We start from the raw sequence: 24,814 nt of genomic DNA on the forward strand, positions 1-24,814 counted from the left end.
CCATTCTCCCACTGAGCGGAATAGTACTTCCCGATCATACCGGATACCGCGAAAAGCGGAAAGCGCTGAGATTGTGGACATCGGCACCGACCGAACAACGCAACGCCGCACAGAGAAGGATCTCATCATGTCCCGCATCACCACCATCGCCAGCATCGCCGCCGCCCCCGAAGCCGCAAAGCCGCTGCTGGAAGCCGTCAACAAGCAGATCGGCTCGGTGCCCAACCTGTTCCGCGTGGTCGCCAACAGCCCGGCGGCGCTGGAAGGCTATCTCGGCCTCAACGGCGCGCTGGCCAAGGGCAGCCTCGACGCCAGGACCCGCGAGCGCATCGCCATCGCGGTGGCCGAGGTCAACGGCTGCGGCTATTGCCTGTCGGCGCATGCCTATCTCGGCAAGAACGTCGCCAAGCTCGACGATGCCGAGATCACCGCCAACCGCTCCGGCGCCTCCAACGATCCCAAGGCCGATGCCGCCGTGCGCTTCGCGGTCGCGGTGGTGACCGCGCGCGGCCATGTGGGCGATGCCGACCTCGCCGCCGTCAAGGCGGCCGGCTACGACGACGCACAGATCGTGGAGATCGTGGTTCACGTCGCGCTCAACACGCTGACCAACTACGTCAACGAGGTGGCCGGCACCGCCATCGACTTCCCGGCGGTGGCGCTGCGCAGCGCCGCCTAAGCGCAAGCGGGCGCAGGCAAGACCGGGCGGTCCTGCCTGCGCCCTACCGCTTCAACGCGTCGACAACCTGAGACGACTGCCAGGGGATGAACGTAGGGTGACCCGCGTTCATCCCTTTCGTTGTCTACGCGGCGCGGACCGTGTTCAGGAACTTGCCCACCTCGGACTTCAGCCGGTTGCTGTCGCTGGAGAGCGACCGCGCGGCGGAGAGCACCTGGGACGACGCCGAGCCGGTTTCGGTGGCGCCGCGCTGCACATCGACGATGTTCGACGTGACCTGCGTGGTCCCCTGCGCGGCCTGCTGGACGTTGCGCGAGATCTCCTGGGTGGCGGCGCCCTGCTCTTCCACCGCGGAGGCAATCGTGGAAGCGATTTCGGACATCCGCCCGATGGTGGTGCTGATCTCCTTGATGGCCGAGACGGAGTCGCCGGTCGCCGATTGCATGCTGGAGATCTGCGCGCTGATTTCGCCGGTCGCCTTGGCAGTCTGCTCCGCCAGCGCCTTCACTTCCGATGCCACCACGGCGAAGCCGCGGCCGGCGTCGCCGGCGCGGGCGGCCTCGATGGTGGCGTTGAGCGCCAGCAGGTTGGTCTGGCCGGCAATGTTGTTGATCAGCTCGACGACAGCGCCGATCCGGCCGGCGGCGTCGGCTAGCAGCGTGACCCGGTTGTTGGTCTTTTCCGCCTGCGCCACGGCATCCCGGGCGATGCGCGCGGACTCCTGCACCTGGCGGCTGATTTCGTTGACCGACGACGCCATTTCCTCGGTGGCCGATGCCACCGACTGAACGTTGGTGGACGCTTCCTCGGAGGCGGCGGCCACCAGGGTGGTCTGTTCCTGCGTCCTGTCGGCGGTCGAGGTCAGCGTGTTCGCCGATGCCTCGAGCTCGGTCGATGCCGACGACACGGTGTCGATGATTTCGCCCACCGCGCTTTCGAAATCGCTGGCGAGCCTGTGCATGTCGGCCTTGCGCTGGACGGCCGTTCGCTTCTCGCCTTCTTCCTGATCGGCTTTCATACGCACCACTTCCAGCCCGTTGGTCTTGAACACCTCGACCGTGCGAGCCATGTCGCCCAGTTCGTCGGCGCGCTCGGTGCCGGGCACCTCCGCCTGCAGCTCGTTGCGGGCAAAGGCCTCCATCACGGTTTTCAGCCGGGCAATCGGCTGCGCCATGCCCTTGATGCCGATGAACAGCGCAGCCATCACGGCGATGAGAATGCCAGTCCCCACAGCAACCAGCGACGTGACGATGGTCGAGTTGGTCACCTCGGTCATTTCGTCGGATTTCTTCTTGGCGTAAGCTTCCATCTGTCTGGTCAGCCCGCGCTGTTCATCCAGACCTGCATTCATTTGACCGACACACTCGGCCTTGAGTCTGCCCAGCGCCTTCATCACGTCATCCGGATTGGCCGTCTTCGCTGCAAATTGAATCGCCGGATCGCACGCCGCAAAGCTCGCATGAACTTTCCCGGCGACAGCGTTCGCCGCATCGGCCTTCTCCGGAACGTCCTTGGCGATCCGTGCCAAGGCCTCGCCGTAGGATTGCCGCGATTTCGCAACGGTTTCGGTCAGCCGCGCATTGCCCTGGTCCGTCGTCTCTGCCGCCAGCTGAAAAACCGACGAGAGAAACGTTTCCATGAACCGGCCGGCACGCGTCGAAAGGACCGTCGCCCCATTGACCCTTTCGATCAGGTCCGAATAGGCATCATCGATCACGCGCATTCGCATCGACGAATTCGTGACCGCTCCCATCGCGACGATGGCCAGAAGGACGACGATCAATCCGATATTGAAGACGATTTTTCGATTGTTCAGCCACGACATCATGATGTTGGTCTTTCCTGGGCAGTGTGGGGTTGCTCAGGCGCCTCGAACGAGGCCGTCCCGTCTTCGGGGCGTGACGCCGTCAATGAAACTTCAGCCGATGACCTGAACCCAAATTCGACGCTAGGGCGCAGCGCTTTCGTAAACGTTAAGGTTGAAAATAAACTAATACCTTACTTTTACGTGTTCGACCTTGCGTGCTCAGGAGGCAAACCCGCGGCCGCAGGCCGCACGGCCCCGCTTGTGCAGCTTCGCCACCCGGCAAGGATGGAAGAAACCCTTCATTAACCCCGCCGCCATATGGTTAACGCCGGGTAACCCGACTCAGCGGGTGCCCCGGTCCGGGCCGCCATGTATCGCATCGACTTCAACAAGCTGCGCTTCCTGATCTGCGACGACAATCCGCACATGCGCAGGATTCTGCGCACGCTGCTGCATTCGTTCGGCGCGCGCGAAGTGTACGAGTCCGAGGACGGCGCCACGGCGCTGGAAATGTACAGCCACTACGTGCCCGACATCGTCATCACCGACTGGTCGATGCCGATCTTCGACGGGCTGGAGCTGGCGCAGATGATCCGGCAGCCGGAATCCAAGGGCAATCCCTACGCGCCGATCATCATGCTGTCCGGCCATTCGGAGAAGCGCCGCGTCACCACCGCGCGCGATGCCGGGGTCACCGAATTTCTCGCCAAGCCGATCTCGGCCAAGTCGCTGTACCTGCGCATCATGAGCGTGGTCGCGCATCCGCGGCCCTTCATCAAGACCAAGAACTATTTCGGGCCGGACCGCCGGCGCAACACCACCGTCGCCTATATCGGGCCGGAGCGCCGCAACGGCGGCGAGGCCGAGATCTTGCCGCAGCCCTCGTTGATGGACAAAGCCCGCGTCTCCGGATAGCGCGCTGAGGAGAGAACATGGCCAGATCCCGCACCGCCGCCGTCAAGGTCGAGACCTTCCCCGACCATTCCATCATCACCCCGCCCAACCCGTTGCGCCGGGTGATCCGCCGCGCCGATCCGCGCGAGATGAGCGCGGCCAGCGAGATCGACGCCGCGGTGGCGCGCGCCGAGAAGGCGCTGGCCTCCCTCTCTGGCGAATTCAAGACCTGGATGCAGATCGAATGCGACCGGCTGGTCGCCGCGCACGAGGCGATGACCGCGCTCGGCATCACCAAGGCGACGCGCGACGAGCTGTTCCGCGCCGCCCATGACATCAAGGGCGACGCCGCCACCTTCGGCTTTCCCACCGCGGGGGCCGCCGCGCACAGCCTGTGCCGGATCATCGAACACGCGCCGGCGCTCGACCGCGTGCCGCCCGACCTGATCGCCCATCACATCAACGCCATCCAGGCGATCGTGCGCGAGCATACCGCGATCGACACCTCCGGCATGGCCGACGAGCTCAGCGCCAAGCTGCGCCGCGTCGCCGATGACTATCTCGCCGCGGTCAACAAGGATCGCCCGGAGCATCTCGAAGCGGTGCTGGCGCCGAGCCTGGTGCCGGCGGATTGATTGGCACTGTCATTCCGGAGCGCGCGCGGCGATAGCCGCGAGCGAACCCGGAATGACAGTGTGGCGCTACGCCGCGATCGGTCGAGATAAACAGCGCCATGGGCTCGCGCATCACTGTTTGCATTCCCGACATTGCGACGCATCTCCAATGAACAGATAGCGGTTGATGCGCAGCTTGTTTGGGAGGTAAATGACGTCGCTTCCAGGAGGCTTTTTCTCGAGCGGTTCTAGCCAAGCAAGCTTTTGACGAACGTCGATGACGATTGGATCGTTCGTAATTTCGACAGATGCTCCCGCGAAGCGAACGGATGGACCCAGGACGGACGGAATATCCCGAACCGGCAGCAGTCTGGCAGTGGCTGGATCCTGCGGATTTGAGAACAACAGCAAGCGCGGCAAATTATCGTCGACCAGATCGCGCTTCCCTATCTCTTTGAGAAATTCCGGCATTTCATTGACCGAAGTCCCAAAGCCGAAGGCACGGGGAGCAAGCCACAAGGCTCCCCAGCCACCAGTGCTGCTGTACGGGCGCCCCCAATCTTCGCCCAGCAACGAAGTAACGACAAGCCCGCGGTCGCCGAGATCAATGAGAGCGGCCTGCCCCTTTATCGTAGAGGAATAGGAGCCAACATCACCAAGCGTAGGACCACTGTGCCACGTGACTTCGATCACGCTCGTTCCAACACGAGCCTTGCCATCCACCTCGATATTGACGGTCAGCCGATAGCGGTAGGTGTAATTGGGAAATTTGTACCAATAGCCCGCTGCCAAGACCCCCGTGGCGAGAACGAGCGCGAATAGGGATGTGAGCAGAACACGCATCATATGCCTCCAACTTCGCGACGAGGGACTTGCAGGCGGTGTCATTCCGGAGCGCGAGAGCGCAGCTCAAGCGAACATAAGCCACTCCTATTGGAGTGGCGGGGAATCTCGAGATGTTCAACCGAATTTCGGAATGTTCAAAACAGTCCAGGATTCCGGGTTCGCTCGCGCTATCGCGCTCGCGCCCCGGAATGACAACGTTAGCAGTGTTGCGCTACGCCGCAATCAAGTCGCGGTAGAACGGCGCCATGGCCTGCTGGATCGCCAGCTCGTCGCAGAACACGCGGGCTTCCTCGCGCGCGGATTCGGTGGCGAAGCGGCGCAGCAGGATCAGCAGCGGCTCGGTCGCCGCCGGATCGGTCTCGCAGATGGTCAGCACGCGCTCGACCATCTGGCGGCGCAGGCGCACCGCGCCGCCGACGCTGTTGATGAAGCCGATCTCGCCGCGCGCGGCGAGCGCCGCACGGAACGCCGGGAAGGTGCTCTCCGGCAGGCCGGCGCGGGTCAGCAGCGCCGTCAGACTGTTGCCGGCGCCCTCCTCGACCACGGCGGCGACGCGGGCCGGCGACAGGCCGGACAATTCCACCAGCGCCTGGTCGAACAATTCGAGATTGCCGGACAACAGCGCGCGCAGGATCAGGCCGGGGGTGAGCTGTCCGACCGCGCGCAGGTGATGCACGAGGTCGGCCATCTCGTCGCCGCGCGAGCGCGAGGCGATGTTGACGGTGGAGCGCGCCATGGCCTCGGAGGCGACGCGTTCGGCGCGCTCCGGCGACAGCCAGTTGCGGCCGACCACGAAGCGGGTCAGCGTGTCCGACAGTTTGGCGACCAGCGCCAGGCGCGTGGCGGCGGGAAGATCGTCGAGCACCAGCATGGATTCGCGGATCGCCGCCAGATGGCCGTGGCGCTCGACGATGCGGTCCCAGGAAAAGTCGGCCAGTTCGGCGGCGGGATTTTCGATCAGCTCCAGCGCCGCGGCGGCCGAGCCGACTTCGGCGATCGCCGCGCAGACCGAGGCCGGCAGGCCCTGGCGCCGGGCGATGGCGCATTGCAGCTCGCTGTTGCCGGTGGCGACGATGTCGACCAGGTCGGCGTCGATCAGCAGCGTGGAATGTTCGAGCACCGGCAGCGCCACCGAGGGCTGATCGAGCGACAGCGCCTGCACGATGGCGGCGGGCGCCACGGGGCTGCGGGAAAACACTTCGGCCATGGCCTGACGCACCAGCGGCGAGGCATCGTCGAGCAACATCAAGAGCGCGCCTTCGGCGGCGGCGCGATCGTCGTCGGTGAGATCGGAGAAGATCCAGGCCCGCGCCAGCGACCGCGTCGCCTCGGCGCGCTCTGTGGCTGGCGCGGTTCGTACCCAACTGATGAACTGCCGAACGATCATGGCCCTGCCGGCTTACGCAACTTGAAAGACACCGTGACGCGATGCCACTGTCAGACAAAATAAACCATGGCGCTTAACAAAGGGTTCACCATAACCGCCTGCGTTTGTTGATGTTTTGTTAAGGAAGCGGGGACGGGTGGGTAACTCTCCGTCATCCCCGCCGAAACGCGATTGCGTTTCGGCGGGAGGCGCCGTCGCGCAGCGACGGCCTCGAAGGATGGGCCGCACGCGCCTGTGGCCGCATCCTTCGAGGCTCGCCCAAGAAGGCGAGCACCTCAGGATGACGACGTTCGTTTAGTTGTTGAAGTGTAGTTACAGTATAGTTAGTTGCTGAATACGCCGCTGCGGTCGCTGAACAGGTCGAGCGGCTTGGGCACGCCGACTTCCGGCGTGCGCGGCAATGCGGCGGTGGTCACCGGGCTGGTCGACGAGGTGAGCGAGGTGCCGTTGGCCCACAATTCCTGCACCGCCGGCGAGACCGGCTGGGCGCGCTCGCCGCCCTGGAACAGCGAGCGGAACATCGGCGGCTCCTGCGCCGATGCCGAGGTGTCCGATGCGAAGCTGGCGACCTTGGCCGTGCGCAGGTCCGGAAAGCTGGCGAGATAGGCGGCGTTGTCGACCGGCGCAGCAGCGGCGCTTGCGGCCGTGCCGGCGGTCACGCCGGCGCCGGCCATGGCGGTCTGCGTCGTCGACGAGCCGGCGGCTGCGGCATAGCGCGTCGACAGCACCGAATAGACATCCGCAACGCTGCGCGCGCTGCCGCTCTTGTCGTAGAAAATTGAACGGTTGGCCTCGGCCGCATTGGGAAACAGCGCGGCGCCCGAAGCGTTCGGGTTGTTCTCGGCGTTGGTGATCAGCTTGGTGGCGCCGCTGACGCCCATGAAGTGCGCCATGTACAGTTCGGCGTCGGTGGGACGGCGGCCGATGGCGCCGGTCAGCTTGAAGCTGTTGGACTGGGTCAGCACGCCGGCCATGGCCGAGGCGGCGACCGGATCGTCGCGCAGCTTCAGGATCTCGGCCTTGGCCGCGGGATCGCTGACCGAATAGCTGCCGGAGTCGGACTTGCTGATGGCATCGGCATACTGGCCGTAGCCGAGCTTGCTGCCGGCTTCCTTGACGGTGCCGAGCCAGGTCTGGTCGATGAACTGGAACAGGCCCTTGGCCGACGAGGTCGAGGCCGAGGCCTTGGGATCGAGGTTGGATTCCATCTTGGCGGTGGACAGCAGATATTCGAAGCTGGTGCCGGTGGTGACGGCGGCCTGCTTGATCGCGCCGGTGACGCGGCTGCGCGTCGTATCGAGCGCCGTGCTGATGTTCGAAACGTCGACCGCCATGTCCTGGTCCCCGCCCCCTGGGAGCCCACCGGCTTTCGGCGCCACGCGCGCCGATGCCCTGCATTACCCTGGGCGATCATGGTTAAGACCGCGTTAACCAGGCGCAGCGGGAGGTTGCGCAGGGACTACTTGAGATTGCCGGATTTAAATACCGTTAACCCAGAACTGTTTCCATGCATTTCCAGATGCCGGGCGCGCATTGCGCCGAGATGGAGCGCGACATGGTTGCGATCGGCAATAATGCGACGTCCCCATCGACGGCTGCGGCGACGCCAGCGGCGGCAACGGCGCCAACCAAGGCGCCCGCCACCGATACGGCCAAGCCCGCCGCGCCTGCCGTGGTGATCGTGCTGTCCGAGCGCGCCAAGGCAACGCTCGACAAGGCCGAGGCCGACAAGGCCGCCACCGCGGATCTTACGCTGTCGTTCGACGAAATCCTCGCCAAGCGCTCCGACGCCCTCAGCTCGCAGCTTGCATACGCGTTCGGCAAGCTCAACATCCCGCCGGAATTCGCCACCCGCCTGCGCGTCGACAAGTTCGGCAATGTCAGCAGCGAAGGCCCGTGGAAGGAGAAGATCGAAAAGATGTTCGCCGACGCGCCCGAGCTCGCGAAGGAATTGAAGGCCGTCTCCGGTCTCAATTCGCTGAAGGCGGCACAGACGGCGCTCGACATGTACAACGAGGAGAAGAAGTCGGCGAACAAGCAGGAGCAGGCGGAAGCTTGGAAGACCTACAACATCCGCTCGATCAACATCCAGGCCCTGTCCGGCGTGATGACCATGAAGGACGGCAGACTGCGCTCCGCCGCCGTGGACTACATCGACATGCTGGCCGACCCCAACGGTCTGGTGTCCGGCAAGAGCGGCAAGGAAATCAAGGAACGGCTGGCGTAGAGGGCCCCTGTGGATTGCTTGTCCCGGACGCGGTGCACTGCGCCGCATCTGACGATGCGAAGCATCGTTGGAGCGGCGTGGTGCGCCGCAGATCCGGGACCGTCAAAAATGCCGGCGCTTGATACGGTCCCGGATCTGCGAAGCAGCACTTGCGGCGATGCAAGCGCATCGCCTGACGTGCTGCATCGCGTCCGGGACACGCCCCTGCTTCAATCCAAACTGATCATACGCTAGGTGTTTAGTCCCGGACTTTGATGGGTCGGATCAACATTGAATCTGGTGGGCTCTTTTGTCCAGATCTTACAAACGTACTCGTAGGGTGTGAGGCCCTGCAGGGTCTTTAGCCGACGCGCGAAGTTGTAGGCGTCGATGAAGTCGCCGAGGTGGCGACGGAGTTGGTCGTGGGTCTCGTAGTGGAAGCGCTTGACGGTCGCTTCCTTGATAGTCCGGTTCATCCGTTCGACCTGGCCATTGGTCCAGGGGTGCTTGGGCTTGGTGAGGCGATGATCGATGTCGGCCTGGGCGCAAGCCAACTCGAAGCCATGGGCCCAGACCGGCTCGCCACGCTCGAGGGCCAGCTTGATCTCAGGGACCGCTGAGCCACCGGCACCGGGCGTGGTGAAGTGCGTGCCATTGTCGGTCAGCACGGTGTGGATCTTGTAGGGCACGGCCGCGATCAGGTGGCGCAGGAAGTCGCCGGCGATGCGCCGAGTGGCTTTCTCGTGCAACTCGACGAAGGCGAACTTTGAGGTCCGGTCGATCCCCACGAACAGATAGAGCTTGCCCTGCTCGGTGCGGACCTCGGCGATGTCGATGTGAAAGTAGCCGATCGGATAGGTCTTGAACTTACGCCGATCTGGCTTGTCGCCCTCGACTTCAGGCAATCGCGAGATGTCGTGGCGCTGCAGGCAGCGATGCAGTGACGAGCGCGTCAGATGCGGGATGGTTGGTTGCAGGGCATACAAGCAGTCATCGAGCGGCAGCAGCGTGTGCCGCCGGAAGGCGACAATAAGCGCCTCTTCCTCGACCGTCAGAACCGTCGACTTCGGGTCTTTCGGCCCGGTTCGTAGATCTTCGACCGAGGCCCGCGCCTTCCACTTGGCGACGGTCTTGGGATTGATCCCATGCCGCCTGGCCAAGACCCTCAGGCTCTCTTGACTATGTTGTATCGCTCGACGGACCGCCGCTGTCGTTGTGGCGCTCCCGTGGTGAACCTGTCCCATAGCGCATCCTTCCAACCGTCGGAGAATAATGCACCATCAAATGCTGGGACCAAACAGCTAGGCGCCATACACCTTCGCCGGATCGAACAGGCGGTCGGCATCGACGAACGACAGCGTGGTGGACTCGCCCTGCCCGGTCGCGACCGCGCGGTAGAAGCAGGAGCGCCGGCCGGTGTGGCAGGCGGCGCCGACCTGCTCGACGCGGATCCACACCGCATCCTGGTCGCAGTCGAGGCGCAGCTCGACCACGCGCTGGGTCTGGCCGGAGCTTTCACCCTTGCGCCACAGCGCGCCGCGCGAGCGGCTGTAGTACCAGGCCTCGCCGGTGGCGATGGTTTTGCGCAACGCCTCGGCATTCATGTGCGCGACCATCAGCACGTCGCCGGTGGCGACGTCGGTGGCAACGCAGGTGACGAGGCCGGCGGCGTCGAATTCCGGACGCAGTACGAGGCCTTCCTCGACGTCGTGATCGTGGGTGGATGATGGGGACACGGCGATTCTTTCAAAAGGTAGGGGCTTCATCGGTCTGCAATCGCACCCGGTTGTCATCACCCGCGAAAGCGGGTGATCCAGTCAACAACGGTCGTCATCTTAATCACGTCCGTCTTTGTGTACCGGGTCGCCCGGACCCAGCGCGCAAGAGCGCGCCAGGCCGGGCGATGACAGTGAGTGCGCGGCGGTGACAGGCCTAGCGCCCGGGCATGTTGATCATCGCCATGAAGCGCGCCTGTTCGGCGGGATTGTCGCGGAAATTGCCGGTGAAGCGCGTGGTGAAGGTGCGCGAGCCCTCCTTGCGGATGCCGCGCGCCGACATGCAGGTATGCTCGGCCTCGACCATGACAGCGACGCCGCGCGGCTTCAGCACCTCGTCGACTGCGGCGGCCGGCTGCGCCGTCAGATGTTCCTGGGTCTGCAGGCGATGGCCGAAGATGTCCACCAGCCGCGCCAGCTTCGACAGGCCGACCACGCGCTCCACCGGCGTATAGGCGATATGCGCCTTGCCGTAGAACGGCATCATGTGGTGCTCGCAATGCGAGACGAAGCCCATGTCGCGAATCAGGACGAAATCGTCGTAGCCGGCGGTCTCGCCAAAGGTGCGGTTGAGCACTTCGGCCGGACACTGGTAATAGCCTTGGAACAGCTCGTCATAGGCCTCGACCACCCGGCGCGGCGTGTCGAGCAGGCCCTCGCGCTGCGGATTCTCGCCGATATAGGCGAGCAGCGTCTGCACCGCCTGTTCGGCCTCGCTGCGCGACGGCCGCGGCTGGGCGGGATCGACGGCGGCGGCGAGAAATTCGGCGGGATCGAGCTCCGTCGGACGGAACTCCTGCGGCTTGCCGTCAGGCGTCTTGCCGCGCAGCGGCTTGATGATTGCGTCCATCTCAACTCCGTTCGACCGGCCCCTTGGAGGCCGGAGTGTCACCGGGCAGACGGGGGCGGCGGATGCCACCGGACGCCTGAAAACCCAACAATAACATCGCCTCCAGCGAATTGAATTCCAAATTCAGGCGATCTGGAGGACATCCGGCATTCTCATGCGCAGGGTGCCTCCCTATATAGGGTTGTGTTTCCCCGACGCCAAGGTACGGAGACCGGCGCCGGCGGTTTCAAGGGAAGGCCTCTGATCCCATGCTGAACGACATCTACAACAAGCGCATCATCGAGCTGGCCGGCAACATTCCGCGGCTCGGCCGGCTGGCCGCACCCGACGCCTCAGCCACCGCCCATTCCAAGCTGTGCGGCTCCACCGTCAAGGTCGACCTGGCCATGGACGGGCCGGTGGTCACCGATTTCGCCCATGACGTGAAGGCCTGCGCGCTGGGCCAGGCCTCGTCCTCGATCATGGCCAGCCATGTGGTCGGCTCGACCGCCGAGGAATTGCGCGCGCTGCGCGAGAGCGTGCGAAAGATGCTCAAGGAAAACGGCGCGCCGCCGTCGGGCAAATGGGCCGACATCGCCCTTCTCGAGCCGGTGCGCGACTACAAGGCGCGCCACGCCTCGACGCTGCTGACCTTCGACGCCGTGGTCGACGCCATCGGACAGATCGAGGCCAAGGCCAAGACGCCAGCGTAGAGTCGGATACCGCACGAAAATCGTTCCCCGGACGCGGTGCACTGCGCCGCTTTTGAGCGGCGTGGTACGCCGCAGATCCGGGGTCCCGGAGGCTTCATCTGCGAGTAAGCGGGATCCCGGATCTGCAGTGCACTAAGCCTCCTGCGGAGGCGCATTACACTGCGTCCGGGACACGAGCGTGAGCTACTTCTGCGCCGGTGCCGCGACGCCGCCGGTGGGTACGCTGGCTTCGGCGGTTTGCGTCGACTTGACCGGCAGGGCCAGCGTCGCCTCTTCCGCGCCATGGTTGACGAAGCGGTCCTGCAACGGTTTCGGCAATGCGGCCACGGCGGCGTCCGCGGCGAGGCTCTGCGGCAGCACGTCGGCGACCGCCGCGGTGGTGACCAGATTGGTCAGCCGCAATTCGTCGCCGGACAATTCGTGCAGGTCTTCCCATGGCGGCACGTTCAGCGACAGCGACAGGAGGTCGCCGGTGGCGCCCATCTCGAAGGTGTATTTGGCGAGCCGGCCGATGTCGCGCTCGACGATCATCAGATCCTGCGCGGTGTAGCTCGCCGCTTTCGGATCGTCGGCGCGGTCGCCCATCCAGATCTGGTGCACGCGGACATGGGCCTCGTCGGGCACGTAGCGCGTCTTGCCGGACAGCAGCAGGAACACGCACATGGATTCGCACCAGGCCTGCGGCGCGACGCCGGGCTGCAGCCCCGAGGGCGTCTGGATCTCGATGGTGGTGCCCACGGTGGTCAGCAGCCCCAGCTTGCGCCAGCGCCGGCCCATGGTGATGGCGTCGTTGACGGAGCCGCCGCTGGAATCCAGCACCACGGTGGCGCCGTTGATATCGCGGCCCCGGGCGAAGGCGTCGAAATCCTTAGGGGTGTCGGACGTCACGATGCCGACGGCGCCGATCCAGCCGCGGCAATCGGGCTGACATGCGACCCAGGTGAAGCGCATCGGCAGCTTGCGTTCTTCCAGGGTCGCGCCGGCATGGGCCGCCCGCTCGGGCACGCTGGCCAGGACTGCGAGGAAGCAACAGAAGGCCGCGGCGCGCATCAACGCCGAACCGGCGGATCGAAGTGACGTCAGGCGTCTCAAATCGGTTCCTTCCCTGCGCTCGACTGAGCATTGGTACTGGCCCCAAACAACGCTCATGAATCTGTCGCATCAGCGTCGCAAAAAAGTAGACCGCGCGGATGTTAAGCGTCCACTAACAATTGCTGCACCGCATACCGAGGCGTGCGATAAACCGGCGACTGTGACGGAATTGCATGCCTGTTGCAGTTCCGTGCTTCGGAACCATGCAGATCCGCGATACGGAAAGAGCAGATCGCTCATGAAATATTCAACGCCCTGCCCCGACTGCGCCCGTGCGATTCGGCGCGCACCGCGCAATGCGGGGCGCGGCGCGATCTGGATCTACCGTCACACGCTGTCGCCCATGGTCGGCTACAACTGCCGGCACCTGCCGACCTGTTCGGTCTATGGCGACGAGGCGATCGAGCGATTCGGGTTGTGGGCCGGCGGCTGGATGACGCTGGCGCGGCTGCTGCGCTGCCAGCCTTGGGGCACGTCGGGGATCGACAACGTCCCGGCGACGGCGCCGCCGGATGCTCGCTGGTACACGCCGTGGCGCTTCGCGCGCTGGCGCGGCGTCAATGATCGCAGCGGCAACGATCGCGGCGGCTAGAAGCTCACGCAGCCGGCGCGAACGGAAGTAAGTACCGATTGCTGGCGAAACTTGCGCTTGTAGGCGTCGGCGATGGCGACAAGATCGGCGCGCTTCCGCGCATCGTCGTCAAATACCAGCAGCAACAGCTTGCTGGGTTCGCGCAGCAAGGCTCCGGCCCCGTCGCGCCACTGTCCGCGCGCGTCGATCACCGTCAATCCATCGGGAAACCGCGGCGTTACTTCCGCGGCGAGGAAGTCCGCGAAGGCCCGGTCGCTGACCGCCCGGCCGTTCTCGATGTCGCGACCGAACATCATGTCCGCCGTCGCCATCATCCGCGCGGGCGCCACGCAGGACTGCGGCAACGAGGCGCAGCCCGACAGTGCAGCGGCGACGGTCAGCGCGGCCAGACAAGCGCCGGCAGCTCTGGTTCGTCTGTTCATATTCGCCGATCCACTTTGATAAAATATAATGGCTTGAAATAGCAGAATTCATCCATCGGCCATTGTTACTTAGCGAGCATAGTCCTAAAGTATTAATCCCATCACCGATCGAGGAAGCCAAGTTGCGCGAGGGCCTCTACAAGGTTGACTTCCATACCGTCCACGGCGCGGGTAACGGAGTGATTCATGTCATCGGCGGCAAGCTGCGCGGCGGAAACTCGGCCTTCGCCTTCATCGGCAACTACCAGAACACGGACGGCATGATCACTGCGAAGGTGTCGACGCAGCGCTACAGTCCCGACCCCGACTTCAAGGCCCTGTTCGCCCTCGACAGCGTCACGTTGACTCTCAACGGCCGGGAGAACGGCAACATGGTCGACTTCGAAGGCAGCGCCCTGCAGGCGCCCGGCGTCCACTTCAAGGCCGTGCTGACGCTGCTCAGCGACTAGCCTTCCACCGCCAGGCAAGACAAAATCGTCCGTAAATTGCACAGCGGCGCAACGCTACAGTTGCAACGCCACACTCGGCTGATATACAGCGTCTCCCGCTTACCTGCGCCCGTGTGCAGGAGTGAGCCACAGGAGACGACCATGCCCGACAGCAACAAGCCTGCATCCGGATTCCAGTTTGGCCTCGCCAACCTGACGCCGCCGCCGCCGCCCCCCGACGTCATCACGGTCACCTTTCCCGACGGCAAGACCCGCGAATATCCGCGCGGCACCACCGGGTTCGATATCGCCAAGGGCATCTCGCCCTCTCTGGCCAAGCGCACCGTGGCGATGGCGCTGGACGGCACGGTCACCGACCTCGCCGACCCCATCGAACAGAACGTCGCCATCGACTTCGTCAACCGCGACGACCCGCGCGCGCTGGAGCTGATCCGGCACGACGCCGCCCATGTGCTAGCGGAGGCCGTGCAGGCGCTGTGGCCGGGCACCCAGGTGACCATCGGCCCGGTGATCGAGAACGGCTTCTACTACGACTTCTTCCGCAACGCGCCGTTCACGCCGGACGACTTCGCCGTGATCGAGAAGAAGATGCGCGAGATCATCCAGCGCGACAAACCGTTCACCAAGGAAATCTGGACCCGCGACGCCATCAAGCAGGTGTTCGCGGACAATGGCGAGATGTTCAAGGTCGAGCTGGTGGACGCCATCCCCGCCGACCAGACCATCAAGGTCTACAGGCAGGGCGACTGGTTCGACCTGTGCCGCGGCCCGCACATGACCAGCGTCGGCAAGGTCGGCACCGCCTTCAAGCTGATGAAGGTGGCCGGCGCCTACTGGCGCGGCGACAGCAGCAACCCGATGCTGACGCGCATCTACGGCACCGCCTTCGCCAAGCAGGAAGACCTCGACGCTTATCTTCATCAGATTGAAGAGGCGGAGAAGCGCGACCACCGCAAGCTCGGCCGCGAGCTCGACCTGTTCCACTTCCAGGAGGAAGGTCCGGGCGTGGTGTTCTGGCACGCCAAGGGCTGGACCATCTTCCAGGCCCTGATCGCCTATATGCGCCGCCGCCTCGGCAGCGACTACCAGGAGGTCAACGCGCCGCAGATCCTCGACAAGTCGCTGTGGGAGACCTCCGGCCACTGGGAGTGGTATCGTGAGAATATGTTCGCAGCGCAATCCGCCGGCGACGAGGCCGAGGACAAGCGCTGGTTCGCGCTGAAGCCGATGAACTGCCCGGGCCACGTGCAGATCTTCAAACACGGCCTGAAGAGCTACCGCGACCTGCCGCTGCGCATCGCCGAATTCGGCATCGTGCATCGCTATGAGCCGTCCGGCGCCATGCACGGCCTGATGCGGGTGCGCGGCTTTACCCAGGACGACGCGCATGTGTTCTGCACCGAGCAGCAGCTCGCCGACGAGTGCCTGAAGATCAACGAGCTCATTCTCTCGACCTATGCCGACTTCGGCTTCAACGGCGACCTCACCGTGAAGCTGTCGACGCGGCCGGAGAAACGCGTCGGCACCGACGAGATGTGGGACCACGCCGAACGGGTGATGGCCACGGTGCTGTCGCAGATCGCCGCCGAGGGCAACAACCGCATCAAGACCGAGATCTCGCCGGGCGAAGGCGCGTTCTACGGGCCGAAGTTCGAATATGTGCTGCGCGATGCCATCGGTCGTGACTGGCAGTGCGGCACCACCCAGGTCGACTTCAACCTGCCGGAACGCTTTGGCGCGTTCTATATCGACGCCGACGGCGCCAAGAAGGCGCCGGTGATGGTGCATCGCGCGATCTGCGGATCGATGGAGCGCTTCATCGGCATCCTGATCGAGAATTTTGCGGGCAACTTCCCGCTGTGGCTGGCGCCGACCCAGGTGGTCGTCACCACCATCACCTCGGAAGGCGATGACTATGCCAAGATCGTCGCCGCCGCGGCGCGGCGCGCCGGATTGCGCGTCGAGATCGACCTGCGCAACGAGAAGATCAACTACAAGGTCCGCGAACACTCGCTGATGAAGATCCCGGTGATGCTGGTGGTCGGCAAGAAGGAAGCCGAGAGCCAGTCGGTCTCGATCCGCCGCTTCGGCAGCGACGGCCAGACCGTGCTGCCGCTGGTCGAGGCATTGGCCGCGCTGATCGACGAAGCGACGCCGCCAGACGTCAAGCGGGCGAACGGGGCAGCGTAAGACCTCTCGTGTCCCGGGCGCGGTGCGGCGCACTTCGCGCTGCTCCGCAGACCCGGGACCGTACCAAGCACGGAGTTTGTGGCGGTCCCGGCTCTGCAGCGCACCACGCCGCAAGAGCGGCGCGCTGCGCTGCAGAGCCGGGACACGCTTCTCATCTCTCATCGCTTCAACTGACGGAAACAATTCGATGACCGACGCCACCGACGAACAGGAAATCCCGGCCTACCCGATCCTCGCCTATCAGTTGATCCCCGATCCCAACCGCCCCCATGTGGTGGCGCTGGCGTTCGAGACCGACCAGGGCCACAGCTTGTTCCTGGCGACGCGGGAGATCCTCGAGGATCTCGCGAAGGACCTGCTCGACCGCGCCGGCAAGATGCCGGAGAAGGCGCCAAAGGCCTGAGCGCACGCAAGGCCGCAACCGGCGCGAGAGGCAGCCGCGCCGGCAGACGTCGCGGCCGGCAATTGCGGTCATGCCTGGACCTGCCGGGAACGGCTGCTGCGATCCGGCCACAGCGGCGCATTATTACCGATCCGACCAAATTTCTGCAGTTGAGTCCCTTCGCGACGTGCCGGCCATATGCCCGCAGCCATGTGCGTGGTTTGGCTGCAGTGGTGGGGGCTCTCATGGGAAGCGATCCGCATACGCGCAACGTCGTCGTCGCCAAGTGCGCGAACGGGCGACGACGCTCGTGCGCGAGCATGATCGCGCTGGCTGTGGCGGGTATTTTCGCATTGACGGCTGATCCGCAGCCGGCCCGCGCGCAAATCGTTTGCGAAGGCGCGTCAGGAAACGGCGGCGCGACGGCGGCTTCCGGTGCGACGGCCTGCGGCACTTCGGCCAATGCCAGCGGGACCGGCAGTTCGGCTTTCGGGGCCGGAAGCGTTGCTGCCGGCCCGGGAGCTGCAGCCTTTGGCGGTCTCGCCTCGGCATCCGGCCAGTACGGCGTGGCGGTCGGCTATGGTGCCGGCGCCAGCGGCGAGAACGGCGCTGCGATAGGATATCAGAGCTCCGCGAGCGGCGTGAACAGTCTGGCTGCCGGCGCTTCGGCGCACGCGCTTGGAAATCAAAGCATCGCGCTCGGCAGCGGCAGCACGACGACCGGATCCGCCAGCGTCGCAATTGGCGTGGGCAGTTCGGTCGACGGCAGCTCAAGTATGGCGTTCGGCAATTCCGCAAATGCAGCCGGCAACTTCAGCATCGCGCTCGGCCAAAGCGCGTCGGCCGGCGGCAGCGGCAGCATGGCGTTCGGAAACTCGGCGTCCGTCAACGCGACGGCGACCAGCGCCATCGCCATCGGCAACAGCGCGCAAATCGGCGCGGCCGGCACGAATGCGGTGGCGCTGGGCCTCAGTGCGGCAGCAAGCGCCGCCAACGCGGTGGCGCTTGGCTACGGCTCGATCGCCAACGTCGCCAACACCATTTCGGTCGGTTCAGCGGGCAGCGAACGCCGCATCGTCAACGTCGCCGCCGGCACGCTCACTTCGGCCTCTACCGACGCCGTCAACGGCGCGCAGCTCCTGACGGCCAACCAGCGCGTCGCCGCCGCGTTCGGCACCACGCTCGACGGCAACGGCCAGCTCAACGCGCCGAGCTACACCATTCTCGGCACGGCTTACGACAATGTCGGCAGCGCCTTCGGCGCCATCGATGCCGCGTTCAGCGGATTGCAGACGCAGATCAACCGCGGATCCATCGGGCTGGTGCAGCAGAATACGACGACGCGGGTGATCAGCATCGGCAGTTCCACCGACGGCACCACGATCGATATGTCCGGCACGTCAGGCAACCGCACGGTGACCGGCGTCGCAAACGGCGCCGTGACGTCGACCAGCAGCGATGCCGTCAACGGCAGCCAGCTCTATGCCACCAACCAGCAGGTCACCGCGAATACGGCCGACATCGCCAGCCTGACCAGCGTGGTCGCCGGCATCACCGGGGGCGGCGCGAATTATGTTCGTGTCAACAGCTCCGGCGCAGCCGCCTCCGCGACCGGCAGCAACGCTGCAGCGATCGGCACGGGCAGCAAGGCCAGCGGCGCCGATGCGCTGGCATTCGGCAGCAATGCGCAGGCGACGCAATCCGGCGCCATCGCCATGGGGTCGAATGCGTCCTCGACCGGCGTCAATGCGATTGCGATCGGCACCGGCGCGTCCGCCACCGGCTCGGTCGCGGTCGGCGCAGGCGCCTCGGCGGCCAATGGCGGCGCGGCGTTCGGCGACGGCGCCACGGCCACCGCGACCAACAGCACCGCGCTCGGCCCCAACGCGTCAGCGACCGCCACCAATGCGGTGGCTATCGGCTCCGGCTCCACCAACACCGTCGCCAATACTGTGTCGTTCGGATCATCAAGCAACGAGCGCCGCCTGACCAACGTCGCCGCCGGCATCAACCAGACCGACGCCGTCAATGTCGGACAGCTCGACAGCGTCGCTGCCGGGTTCTCCGCGCAGGTGTCGGGACTGCAGACCCAGATCACCGCCAATCAGCGCGAGGCCCGTCAGGGCATCGCCTCGGCGATGGCGATGACGCCGGCGGCGATGCCGTCGGCCACCGGTCGCACCAGTTGGGCGATGAACACCGCCGCGTTCCGCGGCGAATTCGCATTCGGCGGCGGCCTCGCGCACCGGCTCGATACCAATGTGCCGGTGGCCCTGACCGCGGGCTATGCGTTTGGCGGCGGCAGCAATCACGGTGCGCGCGTCGGCCTTGCCGGCGAGTTCTAGCCCCGCGGCGTCAGGCGGAACGCCGGCTGCGCTCGCTGGCCTCGCGATCCTGCACATCGAGCTTCGTCGCCGCCTCGCGCGCGCTGTCGAAGAAGTAGATGAAGGCGTTGGCGTAGAACACGCTGAGTGCGTCCGCGAGGGCCGGCGCCAGCGTGATCTCCTCGCCCTTGTCGCCGGCGCGCGTCAACAGCCCCTCGTTGGCGGCATCGCGCAGCATCTTGGCGACATGAATGCGCGACACGTTGAAGCGCCGCGACAGCGCGGAGATCGAGATCGCAAACGGCCGCGACGGCGGCACGGTGTCGTCCTCTGCGCCCGCCGCCAGCAGGGTCGAGGCGATCATCATGCCGGCGCTGCGGTCGCCGAACAGGCCGAGCCCGGGCGTATACATGATCAGCCGGAAGCCCTCCTCATAGCGGCTGAACATCGCGGCGACGAAGGCCCGCACGAAGACGGGATCGTCGAGGCGGGCCGCGAGATCGGCGCCGTCGGGAAACACCGGAATGCCGCTGATGAAATGCGAGCGCCAGCGCGGGCGCAGCAGTTCCAGCAGCTTCGGTGTCGCCACCAGCGGCCTGCGGCGACCGTCGGTCGCGTCCGGATCAACAGCCAGATAGCCGGCGAAGCGCATCAGCGACACCATCGCGGTGGCCCGCCCCGGGCTGCACAGATCGAACTCGCGGCACGGCTGCTTGATCCGGGTCGGCGTCAGGCCGGACGCGGGGTCGGCGGGATCGCGTGCGAAATGACAGTGCAACACGACATGGCTGAGGACGACGCGTGCGCGATCGTCCATCAGCCAGTTCAGCAGCGGGCCGCCGCGATAGAAGCCGGTGAGCCCGATCGCCATGTTGCGGGCGGCCTGCGGGAATGCAGGATGCGCGCGCAGCGCCGCGATCTTCGCCTCGAGATTTCTCGCCACCGACGCTTCCACGGTGCACCTTCCTGTGTTGCCGAGATCGCATAGTTCGATGCCTGGCGAGATACAACCAAATTTCTGCAGTTGCCGGCGCACTGCGAGTGTCTAGGTTCACCCCAAAGAGGGGTACTACTATTGACGAGGCGCACGAAAATCCGCCGACGTGAAGGAACGGCATGTACCGGCCGTCCGTCAAGCCCGGTGCGACTTTTCGCGGCGGCCATCGCGCTCGCCGCGGGAACTGCAATGTGCCTGCTACCGGCTCCGGCACTTGCGTTCACGTGCGACGGAACAGTCGGCCCGGCGTCGGGAACTTCGGATGCCGGCGCCTTCCAGAACACCGTCTGCGGCGTGGACGCCATCGCGTCCGGAATCGGCATGAATAGCGTGGCGGTCGGTTACGTCGCCCACGCGACCAACAGCTTCAGCACGGCCGTCGGCGGATCGACGTTGGCGACCGGACTGCAGAGCGCGGCGTTCGGCTTCAACAGCCTCGCGCAGGGCGACTACAGCATCGCGATCAACACCGATTCAGGCACCGACACCGGCGGCATCCAGTTGTACGGGGCGACCGGAACGCTCGCCATCGCGACGGGCTATCACGCACTCGCCTCCGCGGCTTCGAGCGTAGCCTATGGCGCCAACACTATTTCGTCCAGCCTCGGCGCCAGCGCTTTCGGCACATCGGCCAAGGCCACCGCAGCTCAAGCGACGGCGCTGGCGAGCGGCGCGGTGGCCTCGGGAATCCGCAGCACGGCCATCGGCGTTTTCAGCACGGCCACCGGACAGGAGTCGATCGCGATCGGCGCGGGAACCAACGTGACGCAGGCCGCCTATTCGTCGGGCATCGGCAGCATCGCCATCGGCAACCGCGCCGCCGCCGGCGGCACCGACGCCAACGGATTCGCCAACGCCGGCAACACCGCCATCGGCCAGCGCGCGCTGGCAGGCAGCAGCGCGAGCAGCATCACCAACGCCACCGCAGTGGGCATCAGCGCCAGTGCCCAGGCCAACAGCGCAGTTGCGCTCGGGGCGAGCGCGAGCGCGACGGCGGCCAATGCCGTGGCGCTCGGCATGGGCTCGGTGGCCAACGTCGCCAACACCGTGTCGGTCGGTTCGTTGGGCGGTGAGCGCCGGATCGTCAACGTCGCCGCCGGCACCCTCGCGTCGGGTTCCACCGACGCCGTCAACGGCGGGCAACTGCTGACGGCCAACGAGCGCGTCGCCGCCGCTTTCGGCTCGACCCTCGATGGTAACGGCCAGCTCAATGCGCCGAGCTACACCATCCAGGGCACGGCCTACGACAATGTCGGCGGCGCCTTCGGTGCGGTGGACACGTGGATGACCGCCACTGCCGCCAGCCTGAACAGCCTGCAGAGCCAGATCAGCGGCGGCGCGATCGGACTGGTGCAGCAGAATGCGACGACGCGCGTCATTACCATGGGCGCCGCCACCGACGGCACCGTCGTCGATGTCTCCGGCACGTCCGGCAACCGCACGGTCACCGGGGTCGCGAACGGCGCGGTCACGTCGACCAGCAGCGATGCCGTCACCGGCAGCCAGCTCTATGCCACCAACCAGCAGGTCGCGGCCAACACGGCCGACATCGCCAGCCTGACCAGCGTGGTCGCCGGGCTCGGCAGCGGCGGCACCGGGTCGAACTACATTCGCGTCAACAGCTCCGGCGCAGCCGCCTCCGCCACCGGCACCAATGCCGCAGCGATCGGTTCGGGCGCAAATGCCAGCGGCTCGGACTCGCTGGCCTTCGGCAGCAATGCGCAGGCGACACAGAGCGGCGCCATCGCCATGGGGCTGAATGCGTCGGCGACGGGCGTCAACGCCATTGCCATCGGCACCGGCGCATCCGCCACCGGATCGGTCGCGGTCGGTGCCGCCGCTTCGGCCGCCAATGGCGGCGCGGCGTTCGGCGATGGCGCCATGGCCACCGGCTCGCTGGCCACCGCGCTCGGTCCCAACAGCAGCGCCACCGCCGCGAACTCCGTATCGATCGGCTCGGGCTCGACCAACACCGTCGCCAACACGGTGTCGTTCGGATCGGCCGGCAACGAGCGCCGCCTGACCAACGTCGCCGCCGGCGTCAACCAGACCGACGCGGTGAACGTCGGGCAGCTGCAGTCGACCGTGTCGGGCTTCCAGTCGCAACTGGACGCCATCCAGTCGCAGGTCGCGACCAACCAGATCGAAGCGCGCCGCGGCATCGTCGCCGCGGTGGCGGTCGCGCCCGTGCTGATGCCGTCGGCAGCCGGGCGGACCACCGTGGCCGTCAACACCGGTTTCTATCGCGGCGAGGCCGGCGTCGGCATCGGCCTGTCACACCGTCTCAACTTCGTGCTGCCCACGGTCGTGTATGGCAGCTATTCAAACGGTGGCGGCGCCGAGCATATCGGGCGCGCCGGCATGGCCATGGAATTCTGAGATATCGGATCGCGCATGACTGGTTTTCACTCCTGCAGTGCGCGCGCTTTCGCCATGGCCGTCATCGTCGCGGCGGCTTCGCAACCGGCGCTCGCGCAGCAACAGCCGGCGCCGCCGCCCGCTGCGCCGCAAGCCGCGCCAGCTCCGCCCGCAAAACCGTTTCCGCAATCGGCGGAGTGGAGCAACCTGCCGAAGATGATCCTCGAGCGGCAATTCGCCGGGCCGCTGCAGGACACCGTGATCCAGCGGCTGCGCGATCCCGTCGACGGCACGGTTTGCTATCTCTATCTGCCGATCTCGGCGCCGCATTCGCCAACCACTGCGACCGGTTTTGTCCAGTATGGCCCCAACGTCATCGGCTCGATCAACTGCAGCCCGGCCGCAGCGCGCGCCGTGGCGCCGGCAACGGCTCGAAAACCCTGAGCCTCGCAATCGCTACCGATCCGGCAAAGGGCCGCGTGGAGGCCGGTCGAGATCCTCGGGGTGAACGACCGCTGAAGCCTGCGTCATCTCCAGGCCGACGGTTACACCGCCGTCGGCACCGGCTTGCCGGAGAAATGCGCCGCGAGATTTTTCAGCGCGAGCGCGGCGGTCGCAGCGATCGCTTCGGGGGAACGGCCGGCCACATGCGGGGTGAAGATCACGTTGGACAGCGCGACCAGTGCCGCCGGGACATCGGGTTCGCCCTCCACCACGTCGAGCGCGGCGCCTGCGATCGTGTCGGCTTTCAGGGCGTCGATCAGCGCGGCGGTGTCGACGACACTGCCGCGCGCGATGTTCACCATGTAGCCGCCGGGGCCGAGCGCCTTCAACACCGACGCGTCGACTAGGTGCCGCGTTGCGCCGCCTCCCGGCGTGGCGACCACCAGGAAATCGGCCCATTCGGCCAGCGCCTCCGGCGTTGGATGATAGAGATACGAGATGTCGGATCGCATCGTGCGGGTGTGGTAGCCGACCGGCATATCAAAGCCGAGATGCGCCCTGCGGGCGATCTGCATGCCGATCTGGCCGAGGCCGAGAATGCCCAGTTTCTTGCCGAAGATCATCGGCTGCCGGTAGGAGGAACGCCCGAAGTCGCCCTGACGCACGCACGCATCCGCCTGTGGAATGCCGCGCGCGACCGCCAGCAACAGCGCCATCGCATGGTCCGCAACGGTCACGTCATTGGTGCCGGCGCCGTTGGTGACGACGATGCCGCGCGCCCGCGCCGCAGCCACATCGATGTTCTCGTAGCCGGCGCCAAGCGCACAGACGATCTCGAGCTGCCGCAGCGCCGCGATCTCGTCGGCGGAAAGTCCGAGCGTACCGTTGGTCAGCACGGCGCGGATATGCGCGGCGGGATCGGCGATCTTCGCGGCCCGCTCGGCCGGCGTCGTCGCCACATGCAGCGCAAAGCCCTCAGCCACGAACCGCGCCGTGGTGTCAGGCGTCAGCTCGACCAGAACCAGAAGTTCGCATGGCATCGGGGACAGTCCGCCGGGGTGAGCTTTCACCGTTTATCGATGGCCCACCACCCCTCCCGCAAGCGGGCGATCTGCATTGCAGCGTTGCGCTCAAATTTTCCGGCAGCCACAATCGGTCTAAATGCGCGCGGTTTGCCTCGTGGCGGACGGCATCGCGTGGTAACGACCGGCCAGAGCCTTTCAACGCGAGACATTGCCATGCCCGACACCATCGAATTCCTGAAGACCCGCCGCTCCGTCAAGCCGCGCGAGATGAGCGGCCCCGGCCCCTCGCCGGCCGAACTCGACAGCATTCTGACCATCGGCGCGCGGGTGCCGGATCACGGCAAGCTGACGCCGTGGCGCTTTATCGTGTTCGAGGGCGACGCCCGCGCCCGCGCCGGAGACGTGATCGCCGCGGTGTTCGCGCGCCACCATCCCGATGCGCCGGTGGCCGATATCGAGGCAGAGAAGCGCCGCCTGCTGGAGGCGCCGCTGGTAATCGCCGTGGTGAGCCTGACCAAGCCGCATCCGAAGGTGCCGGCCTGGGAGCAGGAACTGTCGGCCGGCGCCGGCTGCATGAACATCGTCAGCGCCGCCACTGCGCTCGGCTACGGCGCCAACTGGCTGACCGGCTGGTACGCCTTCGATCGCGACGCGCTCGAAGGGCTCGGGCTGAAACCGGAGGAAAAGCTCGCCGGCTTCATCCATATCGGCACCGCCACCAAGCCCAGCGAGGATCGCCCGCGCCCCGCGCTGGCGGAGATTGTGACGCGGTTTTGAGGCTGACACCCG

Annotated in this window: 24 protein-coding genes; 13 read left to right on the forward strand and 11 right to left on the reverse strand. The window is 65.8% G+C overall.

Annotated features, from left to right (window positions below; all coding sequences use genetic code 11):
- The first annotated feature begins 127 nt into the window (after nt 1-127).
- Nucleotides 128-679: a carboxymuconolactone decarboxylase family protein gene (locus tag ACUXVA_RS25790; RefSeq protein ID WP_265083060.1), complete on the forward strand. Its 552-nt coding sequence runs from the start codon at nt 128-130 to the stop codon at nt 677-679.
- 124 nt (nt 680-803) lie between these two features.
- On the opposite strand, the gene ACUXVA_RS25795 is transcribed toward ACUXVA_RS25790, so the two are convergent.
- Nucleotides 804-2,504 (reverse strand): methyl-accepting chemotaxis protein, encoded by a 1,701-nt coding sequence (locus tag ACUXVA_RS25795; RefSeq protein ID WP_445493355.1) that lies wholly within the window; start codon nt 2,502-2,504, stop codon nt 804-806.
- A 351-nt stretch (nt 2,505-2,855) separates the two neighbouring features.
- Here ACUXVA_RS25795 and ACUXVA_RS25800 point away from each other — a divergent pair, with 351 nt between their 5' ends.
- Both ACUXVA_RS25800 and ACUXVA_RS25805 read left to right on the forward strand, forming a co-directional pair.
- Nucleotides 2,856-3,401, forward strand: coding sequence for a response regulator (locus ACUXVA_RS25800; RefSeq protein WP_265083059.1), 546 nt, complete (start codon nt 2,856-2,858; stop codon nt 3,399-3,401).
- Between the two features lie 17 nt (nt 3,402-3,418).
- Entirely contained in the window at nt 3,419-4,015 is a 597-nt protein-coding gene (locus ACUXVA_RS25805) for an Hpt domain-containing protein (RefSeq protein WP_265083058.1), read from the forward strand.
- A gap of 111 nt (nt 4,016-4,126) precedes the next feature.
- On the opposite strand, the gene ACUXVA_RS25810 is transcribed toward ACUXVA_RS25805, so the two are convergent.
- The 3 genes from ACUXVA_RS25810 to ACUXVA_RS25820 all read right to left on the reverse strand — a co-directional run bounded on the left by ACUXVA_RS25810 (nt 4,127) and on the right by ACUXVA_RS25820 (nt 7,561).
- On the reverse strand, nt 4,127-4,837 hold the full coding sequence (locus ACUXVA_RS25810) for a hypothetical protein (protein ID WP_265083057.1): 711 nt from the start codon (nt 4,835-4,837) through the stop codon (nt 4,127-4,129).
- Between the two features lie 214 nt (nt 4,838-5,051).
- Nucleotides 5,052-6,227 (reverse strand): DUF2336 domain-containing protein, encoded by a 1,176-nt coding sequence (locus ACUXVA_RS25815; RefSeq protein WP_445488968.1) that lies wholly within the window; start codon nt 6,225-6,227, stop codon nt 5,052-5,054.
- 323 nt (nt 6,228-6,550) lie between these two features.
- Complete coding sequence (locus ACUXVA_RS25820; RefSeq protein WP_445488970.1) at nt 6,551-7,561, reverse strand: lytic transglycosylase domain-containing protein; 1,011 nt, start codon at nt 7,559-7,561, stop codon at nt 6,551-6,553.
- 173 nt (nt 7,562-7,734) lie between these two features.
- On the opposite strand from ACUXVA_RS25820, the gene ACUXVA_RS25825 reads away from it, so the two are divergent.
- Nucleotides 7,735-8,454 (forward strand): hypothetical protein, encoded by a 720-nt coding sequence (locus tag ACUXVA_RS25825; RefSeq protein WP_265083055.1) that lies wholly within the window; start codon nt 7,735-7,737, stop codon nt 8,452-8,454.
- 230 nt (nt 8,455-8,684) lie between these two features.
- Here ACUXVA_RS25825 and ACUXVA_RS25830 read toward each other — a convergent pair whose 3' ends face one another.
- The 3 genes from ACUXVA_RS25830 to folE all read right to left on the reverse strand — a co-directional run bounded on the left by ACUXVA_RS25830 (nt 8,685) and on the right by folE (nt 11,058).
- The gene (locus tag ACUXVA_RS25830) at nt 8,685-9,677 is read right to left on the reverse strand and encodes an IS481 family transposase (RefSeq protein ID WP_445488972.1); all 993 of its coding nucleotides are present in this window, start codon (nt 9,675-9,677) and stop codon (nt 8,685-8,687) included.
- A gap of 57 nt (nt 9,678-9,734) precedes the next feature.
- Nucleotides 9,735-10,169, reverse strand: coding sequence for a phosphoribosyl-AMP cyclohydrolase (hisI, locus tag ACUXVA_RS25835; RefSeq protein ID WP_413776470.1), 435 nt, complete (start codon nt 10,167-10,169; stop codon nt 9,735-9,737).
- Between the two features lie 196 nt (nt 10,170-10,365).
- Entirely contained in the window at nt 10,366-11,058 is a 693-nt protein-coding gene (gene folE, locus ACUXVA_RS25840; protein WP_445488974.1) for a GTP cyclohydrolase I FolE, read from the reverse strand.
- 248 nt (nt 11,059-11,306) lie between these two features.
- On the opposite strand from folE, the gene ACUXVA_RS25845 reads away from it, so the two are divergent.
- On the forward strand, nt 11,307-11,750 hold the full coding sequence (locus tag ACUXVA_RS25845) for an iron-sulfur cluster assembly scaffold protein (RefSeq protein WP_445488976.1): 444 nt from the start codon (nt 11,307-11,309) through the stop codon (nt 11,748-11,750).
- A gap of 183 nt (nt 11,751-11,933) precedes the next feature.
- Here the strand turns inward: ACUXVA_RS25845 and ACUXVA_RS25850 are convergent, their stop codons facing one another.
- On the reverse strand, nt 11,934-12,800 hold the full coding sequence (locus ACUXVA_RS25850; RefSeq protein ID WP_265083651.1) for a COG3904 family protein: 867 nt from the start codon (nt 12,798-12,800) through the stop codon (nt 11,934-11,936).
- 280 nt (nt 12,801-13,080) lie between these two features.
- On the opposite strand from ACUXVA_RS25850, the gene yidD reads away from it, so the two are divergent.
- Nucleotides 13,081-13,434: a membrane protein insertion efficiency factor YidD gene (gene yidD / locus ACUXVA_RS25855; protein ID WP_265083051.1), complete on the forward strand. Its 354-nt coding sequence runs from the start codon at nt 13,081-13,083 to the stop codon at nt 13,432-13,434.
- Here the strand turns inward: yidD and ACUXVA_RS25860 are convergent.
- On the reverse strand, nt 13,431-13,856 hold the full coding sequence (locus tag ACUXVA_RS25860) for a DUF3574 domain-containing protein (RefSeq protein WP_265083050.1): 426 nt from the start codon (nt 13,854-13,856) through the stop codon (nt 13,431-13,433). The two genes, yidD and ACUXVA_RS25860, sit on opposite strands and share 4 nt — an antisense overlap.
- A gap of 122 nt (nt 13,857-13,978) precedes the next feature.
- Here ACUXVA_RS25860 and ACUXVA_RS25865 point away from each other — a divergent pair, with 122 nt between their 5' ends.
- From ACUXVA_RS25865 to ACUXVA_RS25880, 4 genes are all read left to right on the forward strand, one after another.
- Nucleotides 13,979-14,305 (forward strand): GrlR family regulatory protein, encoded by a 327-nt coding sequence (locus ACUXVA_RS25865; RefSeq protein WP_265083049.1) that lies wholly within the window; start codon nt 13,979-13,981, stop codon nt 14,303-14,305.
- Between the two features lie 141 nt (nt 14,306-14,446).
- A complete protein-coding gene (gene thrS / locus ACUXVA_RS25870) occupies nt 14,447-16,495 on the forward strand; it encodes a threonine--tRNA ligase (protein ID WP_445488979.1) in 2,049 nt (682 codons plus the stop codon).
- A gap of 187 nt (nt 16,496-16,682) precedes the next feature.
- Nucleotides 16,683-16,898: a hypothetical protein gene (locus ACUXVA_RS25875; RefSeq protein WP_265083048.1), complete on the forward strand. Its 216-nt coding sequence runs from the start codon at nt 16,683-16,685 to the stop codon at nt 16,896-16,898.
- A 299-nt stretch (nt 16,899-17,197) separates the two neighbouring features.
- Complete coding sequence (locus ACUXVA_RS25880; protein WP_265083047.1) at nt 17,198-19,222, forward strand: YadA family autotransporter adhesin; 2,025 nt, start codon at nt 17,198-17,200, stop codon at nt 19,220-19,222.
- Between the two features lie 10 nt (nt 19,223-19,232).
- On the opposite strand, the gene ACUXVA_RS25885 is transcribed toward ACUXVA_RS25880, so the two are convergent.
- A complete protein-coding gene (locus ACUXVA_RS25885; protein ID WP_445488982.1) occupies nt 19,233-20,144 on the reverse strand; it encodes a hypothetical protein in 912 nt (303 codons plus the stop codon).
- Between the two features lie 375 nt (nt 20,145-20,519).
- Here ACUXVA_RS25885 and ACUXVA_RS25890 point away from each other — a divergent pair, with 375 nt between their 5' ends.
- Both ACUXVA_RS25890 and ACUXVA_RS25895 read left to right on the forward strand, forming a co-directional pair.
- On the forward strand, nt 20,520-22,577 hold the full coding sequence (locus tag ACUXVA_RS25890; RefSeq protein WP_265083045.1) for a YadA family autotransporter adhesin: 2,058 nt from the start codon (nt 20,520-20,522) through the stop codon (nt 22,575-22,577).
- A gap of 15 nt (nt 22,578-22,592) precedes the next feature.
- Entirely contained in the window at nt 22,593-23,000 is a 408-nt protein-coding gene (locus ACUXVA_RS25895; RefSeq protein WP_445488984.1) for a hypothetical protein, read from the forward strand.
- A gap of 101 nt (nt 23,001-23,101) precedes the next feature.
- Here ACUXVA_RS25895 and ACUXVA_RS25900 read toward each other — a convergent pair whose 3' ends face one another.
- Entirely contained in the window at nt 23,102-24,040 is a 939-nt protein-coding gene (locus ACUXVA_RS25900; RefSeq protein ID WP_445488986.1) for a 2-hydroxyacid dehydrogenase, read from the reverse strand.
- Between the two features lie 198 nt (nt 24,041-24,238).
- Between ACUXVA_RS25900 and ACUXVA_RS25905 the strand changes: the two genes are divergently transcribed.
- Entirely contained in the window at nt 24,239-24,802 is a 564-nt protein-coding gene (locus ACUXVA_RS25905; RefSeq protein WP_445488988.1) for a nitroreductase family protein, read from the forward strand.
- The last annotated feature ends 12 nt before the right edge of the window (nt 24,803-24,814 follow it).

The sequence above is a fragment of the Rhodopseudomonas sp. RCAM05734 genome, from assembly GCF_052658035.1.